This window comes from Lutibacter sp., assembly GCF_041562875.1.
In the GTDB taxonomy this organism is placed as follows: domain Bacteria; phylum Bacteroidota; class Bacteroidia; order Flavobacteriales; family Flavobacteriaceae; genus Lutibacter.
Window position 1 is genome coordinate 17,498 of sequence record NZ_JBFFOE010000024.1, and the last position, 18,036, is coordinate 35,533.

Sequence of the window (18,036 nt, forward strand, 5' to 3'; positions counted from 1 at the left end):
TGGATTTACGGCTCAACAACTAACATATAAATAAAAATGGTTTGAAGCACTATTAGCTGCAAAAGAAAACTATTGAAAAAAGGGCCGCGTTGATTGGTTTTATATTAAAAATATCAACACTGTTGCATGTAATAAATGAAAAACTTAATGAACTATAGCCCTATCATAAAAAAACCTTTCCCAAAATATTAGGAAAGGTTTTTTTAATCTATGTGTAAAATTTATTTATTTCTTATTTAGGTAAACTCTTTCTATATTTCATTTCTTTAATTCCTGCAATAACAATTAAAAGGATGACCGATAAAATTGTAATCCAAGCCCACATTGGGAACATAGGTGTTTCTCCACCCCCATAGCTATGCATTCCTTTTGTAAAGTAATAATTCACCCCGATAAAGGTCATTAATACCGATCCAAAACCAAAAATAGAAGCCACATTAAATATAAATTCTCCTTTCAATTTTGGTGCCAATCTAAAGTGTAAAATTATAGTATATACCACAGTAATTACCAAGGCCCAAGTTTCTTTAGAGTCCCATCCCCAGTAACGGCCCCAAGATTCATTTGCCCAAACACCTCCAAGGAATGTTCCAACAGTTGCTAAGAACAACCCTATAGTTAAATTCATTTCATTAATATACGTCAACTCTTTAGTAATTAAAGAAAGTCGATTCGAATTTTTAGGTGTTTTAATTAAGTAAATACCCATATTAAAAAGGCCTAAAATAAATCCAAGCCCTAAGAAACCATAGCTAATAGTTAAAGTTGCTACGTGAATAATTAACCAATACGATTTCAATACAGGCACAAGATTCGTTAATTGAGGATCGTAACTACTATGACTTGCCGTCATTAAGGTGAAAAATGCCAATAAAGAAGTTGCAGCAAGGGTAATTTTAGAATAACGCATAAAACTAAATCCGGCTAATAAACTTGACCAAGATATTAAAATTAAGGCTTCATAACCATTACTCCAAGGAGCATGTCCTGATAGGTACCATCTCATACCCATACCATAGGTATGGTATATAAAAGCAACCCCTAAAATAGCAATACAAACATTCAGTGACCAACTTACAATTTTACTTGTTTTGGCACGTAAATTATCAATGAATGCTAAAACTAATAATAACAAACTTAATAAACCATACACGTTTTTAAGGTTAATAAAAATATTTGACTTGTTATAAGTAATTTCTTTTTGAACTTTAGTTTCAGAAGGAATTAAATCAGCTGTTGAGCTTTGTCTTTGAATACTGTTTATATACCCTAATATTTTGTCTGCTTTACTATAATCAGCTGTTTTGGCAGCATCAATTAAGGCGCTAAAATAAGCACGCATTATATTGCTATAATTCAAAACAGGTAATTGTAAATCATCATTAATCATAAGAATACTTCCAGTTAACGGTCTGCTTGCTAATTGATCGTCCCAACTTACCCATTTGTTATTTTCAGAGTTTTGAACTGGAAAAATATCTAACATATGTCCTTGATATGCCATCATAAATACTTCCAAACGTTCATTTATTTTGATAATTTCTTTGTCAAATTTATTGCGTTCACCATCTGGTTTTCTAAACGATACTTCAGCAAATTCCTGTAATTTATATTGTCCTTTTTCGTTAAAAAAGGCATTAAAAGCAACAAGTTTACCGCTCGTATTAATTAAATCGGTAACCGATTTATCGCTCACATAAATTATTTTTTGATTTTTCCAAAAATTAGGATTTAAAGGAAGGTCTAAAAACACTTGCATGGCACTCATTTTACCTCTCCCAGGAATGTCAATTTTATCTTTACGCGAAATTTTATGTATCACATCAATTGCAACAGTATGAACAGGAGCAAAACGACCATTATAGGTTTGTGTAATTAATTTACCAAATTTTACTGCATGTGCCTCACTTACTGAATATTGACTTGAACTAACTTCATGATTGTGTTCTTGTGCAACTAATGTACCCGACATTAAAAAAGCGACAACAAGTACCGATAATAATTTTCTTTTTGCTCTTAAATCCTTAATTTTTCCCATTAATTCCCAATATCTAGAGTGCTTATTAAACAAGGTCCATATAAATCCAAAAATCATTAAAGCATAAGCAAAGTAAGTGATCCAAGTACCCCAAAAATCGTAATTCACAGATAGTACAGTTCCTTTTTCATCCTGATCATATGAAGATTGGAAAAAACGATAGCCTCCATAATCCAATACATTGTTCATGAAAATTCGGTGGTCTTTTCTAACCCCATTTTGAGGATCTATTAAGGTAACTTCACTTGCATAAGATGATGGGCTCATAGAACCTGCATAACGCTCCAATTCAAATTTGTTCAATTGTATTGAAAACGGCAAATTAATTTTTTTAACGCCATAGGCCATTTTAAGTGTTATCCCCTCTAATGGTACATCAATGTAATTCTCAATATAACCAGCTCCTCCTAATATGGTAACCTCTTTAGTTTTACCATTGTGTATAACATCCAAAATCAATGCTTCTGGACCATTTTGATTCGATTCACTTTCTACATATTTAACCACGGTGTTTTTTAATACTTTGGTTAAAACAATTGAAAGACCAGATTCTTGAGGTTGATATAAATGCATTCGGCTAAAGTCACCCAAACTATCTTTTATAATAATACCTTCCTCCATCGATGGCATTGTTGCGGTTTTAATCTCTGCAGGATAACTAATAAACAATTGATCAGCCGTTCCTGTTATCTTTACAGCGTTAGGGTATTGATTGTTATTAAATGATACAGGGATATTGTGCATTAGTTGACTCTCCCCTTCTCTTAACTGAATTTCATGCTTATGCCCTCCGTCATCACTAATGGTTAAATTCAGCATAGTAAAACCTCCTTCTGTACCTTCTACAAAAATTTCCCGGGACCTTTTTAAATAATTTTTATAAGCAATTTCAACAGTGCCTTTATTCGCAGTTTCAAGGTTAACTTGAAACGAATTATCTGTTACCATTCCAAAAGTTAACAACTTATCAATGGTATAATCCTGCGCGCCATCATTGGCTCTTACATTCAAATACGTTTCATTACTAAAAATAAAATTAGAAGAAGCCCCTTCTCTAATAGACATACGTCCTTCAAAACCTATATAGCGTGTTATGCCCGCACCAATAATCATGATTATAAATGAAACATGAAAAATAAATCCAGGTATTTTTTTCCAGGTAAGTAGCTGGTATCTTTTAATACTACCTATAAAATTTATAATCATTAACACCATCAAAGCTTCAAACCATGTTGCATTATACACTAATATTTTAGCTGTAATAGTATCATAGGAATTTTCAATAAATGTTGCCACTCCCATAGAAATTGCGAATATTACCAATAGCCCCAATGTAGTTCTTGGAGAGAACAGTATTTTTAATAGTTTATTCATTATTTTCTTAATTTAGTTTTTTATGTTACAAAAGTAGCATAATCTTATAATATTCAAAGTGATAATTGTCAGCGTTAAGATAGCTTTAATCATATATATTTGTTGCACTAATTAATAATTTTTAAAACCTTTAGAAAATGAAATTATCTTTCACCTTTTTATTTCTATTTTTTGTACTCGCTTCCTGTGATTCTCCCCAAAAAGCGGATGAATCCAAACAATCAGCTGTACATAAAGTTATTGTTCAAGAAGTATTGCATGTAAATGAGTATTCATATATCCGAGTTTTGGAAGAAGGCCAAGAAAGCTGGATTGCTGCCCCAACAACACCTGTGGAAATAGGAAAAAAGTATTACTATGGGAAAAGCATGGAAATGAAAAATTTTGAAAGTAAGGATCTTGGGAAAACTTTTGAAACAGTGTATTTTGTGGAAAGAATAAGTGACAATTTAGAAGAAGCTACTATTCCTTTAACAGAAAACCCACATCCTGAAAATACAACTAAGGAAGCAACTAAGCCAATTATTGAAAAAAAGGAAGTTATCATTGAAGCTGCAACAGAAGGAATTAGTCTTGCAGAACTTTTTAAAAACAGAGAAAAATATAACAATACGGTAGTTACTTTAAAAGGTGAGGTAACTAAATATAACCCCGCTATTATGAACCTCAACTGGATTCACTTGCAGGATGGCACAGATTTTAATGGAGAATTTGACCTGACTTTAACCACTAAATCTGAAGTAAAAGTAGGTGATGTTATAACTATTAAAGGAAAAGTGGCTTTAAATAAAGATTTTGGCGCGGGTTATTTATATACAATTATAGTTGAAAATACAGAACTTATTAAATAATAATAAACTAATGAAATTTATAAAAACAATCGTAATAGCGAGTATTTTCTTATTTAGTAGCATAGGAATTGCTCAAAACCCACATGCTGAAAGCGGATTAAAAAAAGTAATTGTTCAGGAGGTATTGCAAGTAGATTCTTACACCTATCTAAATGTGCTGGAAAACGGCACTAAAAAATGGTTGGCAGTGCCTAGAATGGAAGCCAATTTGGGAGAAGTATATTATTACAAAGGCGGTATGACTATGCCCGATTTTAAAAGTACAGAACTAAACCGAACATTTGATGAAGTAGTATTTCTAAATTCTATAACCAATGCTGATGCTATTGATCCTGAAAAGGGGTTGGTTAATCCTAACAAAACAAAAGAAACTGTTAAAACTGGGAAACAACCTACCTTAAATAAACTAGAAGTAACTATTGAAGAAATTGAAGGAGGAATTCGTATTGCTGAATTGTTTGAAAACAAACAAAACTATGCCGGAAAAAAAATAAAAATTAAGGGAGAAGTAACTAAGTTTACTCAGGCTATTATGGGGAAAAACTGGATACATTTTCAGGATGGAACAGAGTTTGAAGGTTCTTATGATTTAATGATTACATCACAAGAAAATGTACTAGTAGGTGACATAGTAGTTTTTGAAGGTACACTATCATTAGACAAAGATTTTGGTGCTGGCTATTTTTATAAAGTTATATTGGAAAAAGCAACAATTATTAAATAAGTTATTATTGGCAAAATTAACACTGCTTAAAAACCTAAAAATACCGTTAGCCTGTTCTGAAGCTAGCGGTATTTTTTATAGGTTATTTAATATGAAGATTAAAACGAAGCTTTTGCTACACTATTTGTTTTAGTACTACCAGAAAAAGCAGGTGAAACACTAAAAGTATTCATAGCAATTTCTTCTCCAATAATTTTATATTCTGAAGCTCTACTCAATTCAAGTTTATTACCATCCATCTGATAAAGAATATATTCACTATTTTGATATTCAACAGCAAGTCTTAAAAAATTACATTCAAAACGTGTATCTGCAACTCGACTCCAAATTTCCTTATTAAGAAGTTTTGTAGGGGGAATAAAAGAGTACGCCTCGTTATTAGCTATTTTTGATTTATGAATATTAGTTGATTCTTGGGAAAATGAGGTAAAAGCAATAAGAAACAAGTAAATAAATAATAAATTTTTCATAATAAAGTAAATTAATCTTAATTATTTAACGCAATTAGGCACACTAAATAATTAATAGGGTTATTAATTAAGAATTTTGATGAAATATATTTTACTTATAAGTATGTGAACATATTGAATGTTATCAACATCTATTATCGAATGTACTAACTAAAATTGAATAAAAAAAATATAATTACCATTTGTTATGTTTTTCGTGCCGTTTATTATGTTTTTATACTCTTTTGTTGATTTTTTGATTGTTAATAATTACAATCTTTGATTTATTGTTATCTGAAAAATGGCCAAAAACCATCCTATTCCAAAATATTTTAATAAAATCACTCAGTAGAAATGCAGCTCAAAGAAAAAAAGCAGAATTAATACCTAAAAAAACAAAAGAAGCTTGTTTGCCTTATTTTGTTTTTAAATTATAGCTCCAAAACTCGAAAGAAATAATCAAAAAAACAGTTATTAAAATTGATATACTGAAAAATTAGTCCAATTAATTTTGTTTTTTTAGAATCTCCTTGAGAATTAATGAGCTGTTCTGTTACAACAATAGGTCTTTTAAATAATCATAAAAAAAAACCGCTAAAAAGCGGTTTTTTTTACATAATCTATATTTTTTTAAATATTTAATTTACTTTATTATTTCACCTCTTGAATAACTTTGCTCTTTATGACATCCAGTAGCACAAGTACCTCCATCATCAGTTGGAACATAATTTAACGGCATATCCCAACGTCCAAACTTAACTGTTTTTGCAATCAATTGGTTATTGTCTGCAGCGTGTAAATCATGACAAGTGGTACAGTTTCTACCTTTTTCTTTATTCACATGTAAAAAATGTAAATTTCTGTCAGCTTGTCTAAACATGGTTCCAGTGGAAGTTTTTTCAACATTTAACAAATCGGTATCATGGCAATCAAAACACAATTGAAAAGTTCCTTCTACACCTTTGGCATAAGACCCTATTGGGAAATTTTCATTTAACATTAATGGTCTTTCTGAGTAATGTGGATTGTGGCATGAGGTACATCGTTTATTCAATGCTTTGTGAATATGAGAGCTTTCTTCAATATGTTTACCAATATTGGCAATTAAAGTTTCATCCTTTCTTTTAATTATTTTGTTATGACAATTTAAACACAAATCCTTGCTTTCACCAAGTAACAATTTTTTTTGGTCAGAACCATGTGGACTATGACATTTAGTACATGCCTCACCATCAAATGAAGGTGTATGTATGGTAGTAGCCAATTCTTTTTTCGCAACAAATTTATCATGGCAGGACAAACATAAATCGGGCGATTTACTAATCAATTGTTTTGGATTATCTGCCGAGTGAATGTCATGACATCCAGTGCAGTTTCCTGTTTTAAGTGGTTTATGAACATAACGAGCCTTATGTTCTTCAGGGAGTTCTGTATGACATGAATAACACATTTCTGCTCCAGTGGCAAAAAGCTTAAAACCTCCTGTTGTTTGTTCGTTAGAATGTTTTACGCCTGTGGGCTCATGACAGCTGGTACAATCTGTTCCTGTTGGCCCATGAACAAATTCTTTACTCACCTTATTGCTATGGCATTCTAAACAGGTATTTGTACCCTGGGCAAAAAGCCCTGTGCTTATAAATATAGCTGCCAGGAAAAACAAGGCTCCTGCTACTTTTTTTGGTGTTCTGATTGTTTTCATAATTTTGCTTTTATAAGGTTATTTTTGGGGTTAGAATTTTCTTGCTATAATAATATTTCCGCCTAAGAAGTTGGTCTTTTGATCTTGTTGTATTCTTTGATTCATGCTTAAATTAATTCCAAGTTCAAGAGAATTAATTCTGGTTTTAAATTCACTTCTTCCGCTCAACCAACCCAAATCACTTTGCGCTGTTTGTTGCCTTCTGTACCCAATAGTAAAATTTAAATTGGACCTATGGCTAATCCTATACGAGATGTTTCCGTTTAAATAAGTTAATATTTGTTCTCTACCTTCAAGACCAATAGATAGATAATTAATATTATTATAAGTACCTGAAAAAAATAATTTATCTTTATATTTACCGCTTATATTCACAAAATAACTTAAGGTTTCAAAAGGAACTGTGCTACTTTCATAATTGTCATATTCCACCCCAGCTGATAAATTCCAAATTTTAAGTTTAGAGCCATATCTACGTCTCGTATAATCATCTAGTGTTAAGTAATCTACAGCTACAAAATCATCATAAATTTTTTTAGAAATATTACAATAAATTTGTACCGTACTCTTATAAAAAGACATATTTATACCCAAATTATTTGAGTTGCTATTTAAGTTATAGGAATTAGGTTGCATAGAAGAATAATCAATTAAGATAAATGCATTGTTTTCTATTAAACCTCCAGGCACTCTTTTAATTTCAATAAAATTTCCACTTTGCAATAAAATATAATCTATATTTTCCTGATATCTAATGGTGTTGGTAACATCTTTAACTACAATAGAATATAAATCAACTTCTGGCTTTGCTAGAAGTACAATCTCTATATCAGAAACCACATGGCTTTCATTAACTATTTGCAGCGAAAATTCATCCCCTTCTCTTTGAATATGATATTTACCGTATGAATAGTTTACATTCAAATTACTTTTAAATGGAAGTTTCTTGGAATAATTCAGATTTAGCTGATAATTCAATTTAGATTCTTTAAAAAAATCATGGTCTTGATGTCCATATTCAACTAAAATATTGGAAGCCAAACTTTCATAAAGCTGATGAGATAAATTTGTTTGTATATTATGATCTTTTTCACGTTGATCGCCATTATTAATTAAATTATAAAGATAGCCTGATACTACCTTAAAATTTTTGGGAAGCTCTAAGGCTAAACCATTATTAATGGAGATTCTACTATTTTTATTTTTATTAGTTTTAAAATCAGTATAATTAGCCATAGTTCTAAAATACCCTTTTTTAGCTGTTTTAAAATTTAGAATATTGGTAAAACTCATATTTTGAGTGGTATTTTCATTTATGCTATAACCTTCAATTCCACTTTTATAATTACTCCTTGAATAATGTAGGCTGCTGCTATTGTTATCACCATAATCTTTAGATGTTTTAGCATTTAGAATAGATTCCTCTCTTACCAACCTTCTATTGGATTGAATTTCTAACTGGTTGGATGTTAGATTGTTGTAATTCACCAATATTGGTAAGTATTTATTAGTAAAATTTACAGCTGTACCGTAATTTTTAAAAACACTTTTTATACTGGTAAAGTTCTCATTATTTACATAATTTTCATTGTAATTAAAAAATGGACTCACATTGAATTTTCCTTTTTTTAATATCTGAGACCTAACATTAATAAATTTAGAAGTACTGTTAGTGGCGTAATCTGGTTGCACTAATTCTTGATGTTTCATTGCTTTTGGATCATATCCTCCAGAGATATCTAATGATAATAAATTTGGATGGTAAACATATGATTTAGTGAATAATGACACACCTGCTGACATTTGAGAAAGGGTTATCTGGTTTTCAGTATTACCTAACATATTATCCTCAAAGCTGTAAGTTGCAATATTATAGCTGCCTGTTAATCTAATACTACCAGATAAAGAAGTTAACTTCCAAATTTTTGGCGTAAAATTATTATTTTGAGCTAACCCCAAAAAAGTAACTAATAACAAAATAAGTGATATTTTATACTTTATCATTGGTTAGTGTTTAATTTTAACAGCAAATACTTTTGATTACTTGCATGTGGATTATGACAACTTATACACGTATTTTTTTTCTCATTTTTATGATAGCTCGTATTATATATATCTGATTGGTTATGGCAATTTAAACAGAGACCGTTACCACTTTGAACCAATAAGCTTTTTGAGGTTGAATTATGTAACTCATGGCAACTATTGCAATTACCTGATGCAACTGGACCATGTGAGAATTTAGTGTCTTTTTCAAAATCTTCATGACATTCAAAACAAGTATTTTTTCTTAATAATAACGGATTATCTCCCCCATGTGGATTGTGGCATTCTATACATTTTTTGTCTTCAATTTTAGCATGGATACTATTACCCAATACATCTTCTTGTTGATGACATTCAAAACATAAGTTTTGACCGTCTTTAAGTAGTAATTTCTCAATTTTAGATTTATGTGGGCTATGGCATTGGGTACAATTTCCTGAAGCTACAGGCCCATGTAAAAATTTGTATTTGTCTTCTTGTTTTTGATGACATTGGTAGCAAAGCTCAGGTAAAGCCATTTTGGGTTTTCCCATAGCACCACGGTCATGACATTCAAAACAGGCTTTTTCTTCGTAAGGAGGGTGTTGTAATTTAACAATTGCTTTTTCAATTACAAAGGTACTATCTTGATTTATAGACAAGCTGTCAATTACAACTATTGGCGTATATTCTTCTTGAATTGGAGGAACACCATCAAAAAAGAACGTTTTAACATTATGCCCTATTTCCGGTGAACATGCAACAAGCATACACAACAGTAAAAAAACAAAATAATTTTTCTCAATTTTAATCATCTCCCTTGCCTAAATGTGGCGCTAATGTTGTTGTCTTTTAAACTAGAATTTTGACATTAATAGCACATTTTTTATTAAAAAATTAATCTTAATTTTTTAATTCTATACGCCCGTAAACATTTACTTTATAATTGCCATATTGGTTTGCAACAAGAATCAGGTATTTTAAATCATATTTAGGGTCTACAAATTGTTTAAAATATTCTACATCGTAGCTTATAGTTATACTTGTTGGTAAATATTGTCCTCCTCTATCTCCGGTAGCACCTCCAAAAAACAATAATAACTCTCCTTCCTTATTAAATATTTGGGTATTATGAAAACTACCGTCAACAACATATAAATTTTCATCATTGTCTACTGCAACTCCTTTAGGCCGCACAAACTGACCCATATTTTGACCAAACGACCCAACTGTATTTAAATACTTACCTTCATGTGTGTAAATTTTAACACTCCCTGAGCCCATATCTGAAACATATACTTTGTTTTTAGAAACATATATGTTTGTTGGGCTGTACAACCAATCATCATTACCTTCAATTGATTCAGGAAAATAATATAAAAACTTATTACTTCCTTCTTCATACACATTTATGCGGTTGTTCTTTGAATCACAAACCCAAACTTTAGTATCTTTTATAAAAATATCAGATGGTGCTTTGTTTTCACTTAAACCAAAATTTAGCAGGTATTTCCCATTGCTATCATATTTAAATATTTTTTTTTGAAGAATATCTACTACATATAAATTTTCTTCATCATCTATAAATGAGTTTACAGGTAATCTTAAATTTCCGTTTCCTTGGGGATTAAATGCTCTAAATGTTTTTTTAGTAAGATCTAAAATTGTAATGGTTGCCGTACCTACATCACTTATATATAATTTATTGTTTTTAATTTCTACACCATAGGGTTTCTTAATCTCAAAATCGGTTTGCTTCCCTAAAATATTTTCTTGAAATTTAGAACGTTTTTCTTCCAAGTTAGAAGAGTAACTATAAAATGTTAAAAATTGAATTTTTGCAGAATCTTCAACAGCTGGATAAAAAACCTTTGGCTGGGAAGTCTCAGTATTGGCAAGCTTAGGAGAGCAAGAGCTAACTAAAAGCACTACTGCTAAAATTAAAAATATGATGATATTATTAGGTTTCATATAAATTCTATTTAGGGCAGTTTTACACCACCATGTTACACCCTTCAAAAGTAAGTAAAGGGCGGTATATTTACTATGACAATAATCAGGTATAACCACTATAAAACAGGAGATATTAATTTCTTAAACATAAAAAAAAGGCGATTAAAAAATCGCCTTTTTTTTATAAAATAAAATTAGTTTTATTTAGCGTGACATGTTGTACATAATGCACTGTTAGCATTTGTTGCTGCTAATAAACCACCTCCAACTGTATTATCAAAAGAACCATGAACATCATGACAAGAAGAACATTCTACTGTACCTTGTGCACTTAATCTAGGTAAAGCAGTTGCAACAGATTGTAACCCACCATCAGCAGTAATTAAATTAGCATTATAATCGATAGAAATTGGGTGCTCGTCATTACCACCATTTCTAACAGCCGCTGCATTCTGAATAGTCATTGTTGTTGCAGCAACACCTGTATAATCCAGTTTACTAACACCATCATGGCAAGTTAAACATAATAATGAAACACCACTTGGTGTTGCAGAATAAGCTAATCCAGTTCCTGCTGTATCAGTATTAGCATCATTTGCAGTAAATGTTGCTGAAGTATACGCTGTAAAAGCACCTGCAGTTATTGCTCTACTCCAAAGTGGAGCAGCTGCAGCAACATCTCCCTGGTGAGGTGTATGACATGCATTACAAATTTCGCCACTTGAGGCATCATTCCAAGCTGCACCAGAAAAATCATGGGCAGAACCTGTAATTTGAGCAAAAGCAAAAGTTGTACTTAATACTAATGCTAAAGTTAAAAATATGTTTTTTGTTTTCATAAGGTAAAAAAAATTGTTAATTGTTAATTGTTTAATTTATTGATTCAAATATCTTAGGATAAAATTACAGTGTCATTTAAAGGGAAAACCTGATCTATGTCATATTAGTTACACAATGTCTTATTAATAAACAAATGGTGTGTCCTTGTTAATAAAATACACGTTTTTATAAATATTTGGTATTTATTTTTTTTGCGTTTATTTTTTTTGAAATTATGCGCGTTTTGTATTGTACTTATTTTTAGTGTTTTACCTTATTTACACTAATTCTAAATAAAAATATTTTGTTAGTTTTCTGCTTATTTTGTTAACGAATGGTTAATTATTTCATTTTTATGGCCTAATTGTGGTAAACTTTGTTTCGTTTGTTCCTCAACTCCACTCAGAATACCGAAACACTCTGTGTATGACAAAAAAGCTTAGAATAAAAATTTCAGCATAACGAATTAACGGGAATATTCATTGCATGGTTGTTACAAAGCATAACAATTATTGTATAAATTAATAGATTGTTTCGTAGGTTGCTACAATCTTTCCTCATTTAGCAACGAAGGTTCTTAATAGTTGGAGCCTTCTTGTTTATGTGTGTAATTTACCACTCCGTTTGGATCGTGGCATGTCATAAAGCATTTTTTTTGATCCAAATCAATCATTCGTCCATTCATGGGGTTGGGTTGAATCACTGTTTGGTCAAAGTTGATTCCGAATGCATTTTCAGATAAAGTACCTCCTTCATACCCGTGAGGATCATGGCAAGCGTTACAACTAATAGTTTCCATAAAGTGCCCTTCACTAATTTCAGTATGGATATTGGTAACTGTATTAACGTCATGGCATTCAAAACATAAGGCGTAATTGCTTTGTATTAATGAAGCCCATCCTTTGCCTAGTTGCGGGGTTTTATCCATATTGTAATTTGCTTTTAAAATACGTGGATAATTAGAGCCATGAGGGCCGGCAGGTGCATTTTCTCCATCACTCGCGTGACATGAGGAACAATATATTTTAGAAGTGGAATTATATGGGGTAATCAATCCTCTTGGATTGGTATTTTTACCTTCTTCTAAAACTGGATGGTATGAAATATTGGTAGGGTTAAAATCTGATCTTGTATTAGAAGTCCCTAAATAACGAGTGGTATGTTCAGGAGTAACGGGATTATCAGCATGACATCTAAAACAAATTTCGTATTCATTCACAACAGGAAAAATTTCAACACCTGATTGATTCATCCCTTTCACCCCAATATTAGCTCCTTTAACAAATGGTGCATTTGCATCATTAGAATTTGAAGCGTGCGCATTGTGGCAATCTGCACATTCTATATGTTTTGTTTTATTAATATCAGATTCTACAGGATCATGAATTCCTGTATATGCATACACGTCGTGTTTAAAAGGTTTAAAAAACTGAGCCTGTACATTTTTAGCTGCAACATTTCCATTATGACAGTCGAAACAATTTTCCTCTTCAGGCAAGCGCTTTAACAGACGTTCTTTTCCAGATGCATTATGCGTATCATGACAATTGGAACAAGCATTTTGAGCAACATTGTTATACGGAGAGTTCAAATGAGACCAAGGGTTTGGCGCAATGCCATTCCAAGTTTTAGTGGAAGTATTATGACTACTATATCCCCAATACTGTTTGTCATGGCAAGTAAAACATAAATCGGAGAATTCATTTGTTCGTTTTAAAAAATTCCCCTCCAAATTTTTATGAGAATCGTGACAAGAAGTACATTGTAATTTATTATTTTGATCTAAGGTATTTGTAGACAAGGTAGAAGGATCTTTTAAACTCCCATCTTTACTAGCGAGCTCGGAATCATAAACAAATGAAATGGGATGATCATCAGACAAGTCTGTACCCAAATTACCTCTTTTAGTCATGGAATTGGCAAAAGACATGCTTTTAGAATTTTTAAAAGTATTTCCTAATGCCACAGTACCATCATGACAAGACAAACATAGAATAGAATTACCATCAGGTTGTCCCAGTTTAGCATCTAAGGTTGAACTTTCATACAAGGTATAAATGGCTCCTGATTGTCTTCGGTTCCACATGGGCGCTTTTGGATTGGCTGAATGGCTAGTATGACAAAATATACATACTCTAGAGTCGTCCATCGACTTTACCTTTCCCCTACCCGAAGCCGACAAATTGTGCTTCGATTGAGAAACTCCCTGAGCTAGAAGATCAGTACATAAAGTACCTATTATAATATATATGAGTATGCTTATCTTGTTCATTCTTTAATATCCAGTTGAAATATCTGTATCCGACTGTTATAACTGTCGGCTACATATATAAAGTTATTAGTGTCTATATAGATTCCTGAAGGCATCCAAAATTCTCCTGTTTGTCGTCCTTGTTTTCCAAACTGATATAAATAATTGCCTTGTGCATCAAATATTTGTACCCCATGAAACAAGGCGTCTACAACATATATATTACCATGACTATCGGTAGCTATTCCTTTAGGACTTGCAAAATAACCTGTCCCATTACCGTTTTCACCAAACATAGACAAGAAATTACCGGCTGAATCGAATAATTGAATACGATAATTTAGGGCATCTACCACATAAGCTATTCCTTTGTTGTCAATCCAAATATAAGTTGGGAAGTTGAACTCTCCTTTACCAGTTCCCCTCTGGCCAATGGTTTTAATTCTATTTCCGTGAATATCCAATATTGAAATTTGATGAGCACCAGTTTCAACAACCCAAATTTGATTGTTTAGGGATGAATAGGCAATTCCAGTAGGTTGCTTTAATTTTAAGCTGTCATTTAACAGCCCAATTGACTTAAGATCTTCCGTTAACTTAAAAATACCATCAAGTTTTGAATCCGTAAATAATAAATCCTTATTTGGCAGTAAACTGGCACTTACCAATGAAGTGAACTTGCCCTCTCGTTTTCTTACTATTTTAGGAATCTCGAATTTGTCTTCTTCATATATATATAAAGTGCCATTACCCTGATCCAATATTATACTGGATGCAGCATTGACAGGAATTGCCAACACTGGTTTTTGTAGACCTAAAATATCATTATTTCCAAATAGCAATCTTTTTAGCCATCTTTTTCGTTGTTTTTTTATGTCTTGCTGCAAAGGAGGAATCTGATTTACCCATTGCACTTTATTTATTTCAAAAAATTCAATTTCCACATAAGTGCTGTCTTGCGAATAGCCATTAAAAAAAAGCATCAACAACCCTACAACAGCAACCTGTATTTTTACTTTATGTGAAAAATAATGAATCATTGAAAAGGCTGTTATTATTATTTAACCTGGTTATGTTCTTTCGTTAAACAGGGCGAAATTAAACCTTTTCAGAGTGTAAACCCCTGACAAATATCATACACAAATACCCCTTTAGCAAAGTCATTTTTTGGTGAATTCGGAAACAAAACCGACAAAAAAAATAAAAATTACTAATTATTTTTTTACTAAATTTTTAACATTTCATTAAGTTTATATATTTTAATTGACATAGCTTTAATAAACTAATTAGTTACATTTGCCATGAAAACACGTTTTTCATATTAATTTGTAAAACAGTTTTTATAAGGTAGTCCACGTCAGTCATGGCGTGGATTTTTTTTCTTTAATTATTTTCTAAGGACTTATTTTAGAATTTATAGTAATTTTATAACGGAATTTAAATTAATATGCAGTTACATTTAAACCGATAAACTTATGAAAGATAGCTATCCATTACTCTTAGTGTTAATTTTGTTTTGTGTTTCGCTTCAAGGTTATACCCAAAATACAATACTTTTGCCTAAAACTACAGTAGTCCCATTAATTGATGGCGTATTGGGTGAAGAATGGAAAGATTCTCAAAGTGTAAGCATACACATTTCACCTAATTGGTCAATTGCTGTTAATTATAAATACGATGTTGCGTATTTGTATATTGCATTTGAAAATTTAGTATCTACGGAAGGTTTAAGAGTTACTCCTGAAATTCTTATTGCTACAAATATAGCCGCAAATAAAAGTTGGAATACCGATACGTATTGGTTTCATTCATCCTATAGTAATTGTGAAGGTATAGGAGAATTTTATAATTGGGAAAACTGTGCAAACATTCACCCAGATTGGCAGGCTAATATTTTGCCTTTTAAAAATGGAAACAATAACATTGAATTTAAAATTAGTTGGGCTAAGCTTCAAATAAACCCAAGTGCAAATTTGAATATTGGAATTGCCTTTAAATTGAGTAACGCTTTAGAAAAACAATTTTATTGGCCAAAATTGGCTACAATTTCAAGTCCTGTTAATTGGGGCGTTTTGAAATTTTAGCACTATAAAAGTTAAATTAATTCCTACTAAACAATCAAGGTTTTCATAATAATAAAAGGGGGCTCAAAAAATGAACCCTCTTTTATTTTTTAATAGATTTTAAAAAAACAAATATCTACTATGATTAGATATTTTATTAACAAAATAAGAAATAAACAATGACATATTTCATGTTTGAAGTTTTAATATTGTATTTGTATCGTTGGAATCTTTAAAATTTGATAAGGATAAAATTTCATTAATAATATGAACACGATCAATTAAATTTTTAAAAAAATACTCTTCTTGCCTTTCCCCCAGCAACAAAAACATACCCCAACCTTTACATGTCCCAGTAGTTGTTACACGCACTTTTGCCGAAAAGCCAGCATGCTATTACAAAACATCATAGTTCAATACGCAGGAAATCCCCTAAATGCCAATATCGTTTGAGCTCTCGATTACCTTTTTTTAAAATGTATTCATTAGCTTCTACATCCGTAATTAAAGGAGTTTTTTTCTTTTTATAGGTTTTTTATCTAATTGATCTTCTATATATTCTAATCTTTTTTCAATAGCAGTTAATTTTTCAACAATAATTTCAAAAGGGTTTTCCATAATAAGCTGTTTATAAGTTATCATAAAAATAAGACAGCAAAAATGAGCATAGGATTTCTTTGTTAACATATGAGATAATCTTATGTTTATTTAAATATTAAATCTGATTCAAATCAAGAAAAGTATAGCTCCTAATTTATTTATTAATCAGGTTAAGATATCGGGAATATTATTCAATAAAAAAAACGCAATAATCTATAATTTAGATTATTGCGTTTTATAAAAGTTGACCTACAAGGACTCGAACCTTGACTGACGATACCAAAAACCGGAGTGCTACCATTACACCATAGGTCAATTTAAGGCTGCAAATTTAATGTAAAGTTTTAAATCAGCAAATAAATTTTTGTTTTTTTTTAATAAATCATATTTAACAACACTTTAATACTTTATTACAGTTTCATATCAATCTAACTTTCAATATTTAAGTTTATATTTACTAAATTCGCCTCAATAAAAAATCAGATATGAATTCATTCAATTTTACTAAATGGAACACCATTCTTGGCTGGACCACTTTTACTATTGCCTTATTAACATATACGCTAACTCTTGAACCTACAGTGAGTTACTGGGATTGTGGGGAATATATTTCTACTGCCGTGAAATTAGAAGTTGGGCATCCACCAGGAGCTCCTTTGTTTCAAATGTTAGGTGCTTTTTTCGCAATGTTTACCACTGAAGTTACTGAGATTGCAAAAATGGTAAACTTTATGTCGGCTTTAGCCAGTGCTTTTACCATACTATTTATGTTTTGGACCATAACAGCATTAGCTAAAAGATTGCTGAAAAATTCTTCTGAATTAACTAAAAGTACTTCAATTGCAATTTTAGGAAGTGGACTTGTTGGTGCATTAACCTATACATTCTCTGATAGCTTTTGGTTTAGTGCTGTAGAAGGTGAAGTATATGCAATGTCTTCATTTTTAATGGCATTATTATTTTGGTTAGGTTTACACTGGGAAGCTGAAATGGACAAACCGCAGGGAAACAAATGGTTACTATTAATCAGTTTTGTAGTTGGTTTATCTTTTGGAGTTCATATTTTATCTTTATTAGTAATTCCATCCATTGTATTTCTTTATATTTATAAGAGATACACAAATTTAACTCCAAAACAATTTATTATTGCCAATGTAGTTTCAATACTAGTTTTGGTATTTGTGTTTAAA

At 31.1% G+C, this 18,036-nt stretch carries 13 protein-coding genes and 1 tRNA gene; 4 read left to right on the forward strand and 10 right to left on the reverse strand.

The window, feature by feature from the left end; genetic code table 11:
• Positions 1–232 precede the first annotated feature (232 nt).
• A complete protein-coding gene (gene ccsA / locus ABY863_RS05370) occupies positions 233–3,412 on the reverse strand; it encodes a cytochrome c biogenesis protein CcsA (protein WP_372793241.1) in 3,180 nt (1,059 codons plus the stop codon).
• Between the two features lie 137 nt (positions 3,413–3,549).
• Between ccsA and ABY863_RS05375 the strand changes: the two genes are divergently transcribed.
• Together ABY863_RS05375 and ABY863_RS05380 are read left to right on the forward strand one after the other, a co-directional pair.
• Complete coding sequence (locus ABY863_RS05375; RefSeq protein ID WP_372793242.1) at positions 3,550–4,263, forward strand: OB-fold nucleic acid binding domain-containing protein; 714 nt, start codon at positions 3,550–3,552, stop codon at positions 4,261–4,263.
• Positions 4,264–4,273: 10 nt separating this feature from the next.
• Entirely contained in the window at positions 4,274–4,987 is a 714-nt protein-coding gene (locus tag ABY863_RS05380; RefSeq protein ID WP_372793243.1) for a hypothetical protein, read from the forward strand.
• Between the two features lie 98 nt (positions 4,988–5,085).
• Here the strand turns inward: ABY863_RS05380 and ABY863_RS05385 are convergent, their stop codons facing one another.
• From ABY863_RS05385 to ABY863_RS05420, 8 genes are all read right to left on the reverse strand, one after another.
• Positions 5,086–5,457 carry a hypothetical protein gene (locus tag ABY863_RS05385; protein ID WP_372793244.1) on the reverse strand — a complete coding sequence of 124 codons (372 nt, stop codon included), beginning with the start codon at positions 5,455–5,457 and terminating at the stop codon, positions 5,086–5,088.
• Positions 5,458–6,079: 622 nt separating this feature from the next.
• Positions 6,080–7,135, reverse strand: coding sequence for a cytochrome c3 family protein (locus ABY863_RS05390; protein ID WP_372793245.1), 1,056 nt, complete (start codon positions 7,133–7,135; stop codon positions 6,080–6,082).
• A 30-nt stretch (positions 7,136–7,165) separates the two neighbouring features.
• Positions 7,166–9,139, reverse strand: coding sequence for a hypothetical protein (locus tag ABY863_RS05395; RefSeq protein ID WP_372793246.1), 1,974 nt, complete (start codon positions 9,137–9,139; stop codon positions 7,166–7,168).
• Positions 9,136–9,930, reverse strand: a complete 795-nt coding sequence (locus ABY863_RS05400; protein WP_372793247.1) for a cytochrome c3 family protein — start codon at positions 9,928–9,930, stop codon at positions 9,136–9,138. The genes ABY863_RS05395 and ABY863_RS05400 overlap by 4 nt, the downstream gene beginning before the upstream one ends.
• A 133-nt stretch (positions 9,931–10,063) precedes the next feature.
• Complete coding sequence (locus ABY863_RS05405) at positions 10,064–11,131, reverse strand: 6-bladed beta-propeller (protein WP_372793248.1); 1,068 nt, start codon at positions 11,129–11,131, stop codon at positions 10,064–10,066.
• Positions 11,132–11,313: 182 nt separating this feature from the next.
• Positions 11,314–11,952: a cytochrome c3 family protein gene (locus tag ABY863_RS05410; RefSeq protein ID WP_372793249.1), complete on the reverse strand. Its 639-nt coding sequence runs from the start codon at positions 11,950–11,952 to the stop codon at positions 11,314–11,316.
• A 557-nt stretch (positions 11,953–12,509) separates the two neighbouring features.
• The gene (locus ABY863_RS05415) at positions 12,510–14,204 is read right to left on the reverse strand and encodes a cytochrome c3 family protein (RefSeq protein WP_372793250.1); all 1,695 of its coding nucleotides are present in this window, start codon (positions 14,202–14,204) and stop codon (positions 12,510–12,512) included.
• On the reverse strand, positions 14,201–15,223 hold the full coding sequence (locus ABY863_RS05420; protein WP_372793251.1) for a 6-bladed beta-propeller: 1,023 nt from the start codon (positions 15,221–15,223) through the stop codon (positions 14,201–14,203). Before ABY863_RS05420 ends, ABY863_RS05415 begins: the two co-directional genes overlap by 4 nt.
• A 435-nt stretch (positions 15,224–15,658) precedes the next feature.
• Here ABY863_RS05420 and ABY863_RS05425 point away from each other — a divergent pair, with 435 nt between their 5' ends.
• Positions 15,659–16,267, forward strand: coding sequence for a hypothetical protein (locus ABY863_RS05425; RefSeq protein ID WP_372793252.1), 609 nt, complete (start codon positions 15,659–15,661; stop codon positions 16,265–16,267).
• A gap of 823 nt (positions 16,268–17,090) precedes the next feature.
• On the opposite strand, the gene ABY863_RS05430 is transcribed toward ABY863_RS05425, so the two are convergent.
• A tRNA-Gln gene (locus ABY863_RS05430) sits at positions 17,091–17,161 on the reverse strand.
• 170 nt (positions 17,162–17,331) lie between these two features.
• On the opposite strand from ABY863_RS05430, the gene ABY863_RS05435 reads away from it, so the two are divergent.
• On the forward strand, positions 17,332–18,036 hold a 705-nt coding region (locus ABY863_RS05435), incomplete at its 3' end, for a DUF2723 domain-containing protein (protein WP_372793253.1).